Genomic DNA, 517 nt, shown 5'->3' on the forward strand with positions numbered 1-517 from the left:
CCAGCAAGCTTTCGTCGATCGAGATCATCGACATCACGGGTACGGGCAACAACACGCTGAAGCTGTCGATGAGCGACGTACTGGAGCTGGGCCACGAAAACCTGTTCCGTGCCGACGGCCATACCCAGTTGATGGTGAATGGCAACTCGGGAGATCGCGTCGAGCTGTCGGGTATGGCTGGTTTCGATGCAGGCCATTGGAGTAATCAAGGAATGGTCGCCGTTAACGGCATGGCCTACGTCGTCTATGAGAACGCGGCCCTGAACGTGGAACTGCTGGTGCAGTCGGCCGTCACGACGCAACTCGTCTGATCCGTCGTCACGCGTCCTGTCGGGCGCGTGATGTTATTAATTAGATAACCGAAATGTCTGGAGCAAAAGCAATGGCAACAGCAAAGGCAGCGACGCGCCCGTCGCGTCCGACGATCGAGTCGGTGATGGACAACGTTCCGCCGTACACCGGTGTAATCGGCCGCAACGGTCTGACGAACGATCCGCGTCCGGTGGTGAATGGCCGC

1 pseudogene is annotated in these 517 nt (G+C 58.4%); it reads left to right on the forward strand.

Annotated elements, in window-relative coordinates:
* Positions 1-311: pseudogene (locus ACV22Z_RS35750) on the forward strand (hypothetical protein); the annotation flags it as partial.
* Positions 312-517 lie beyond the last annotated feature (206 nt).

This window comes from Burkholderia sp. PU8-34 (assembly GCF_053427725.1).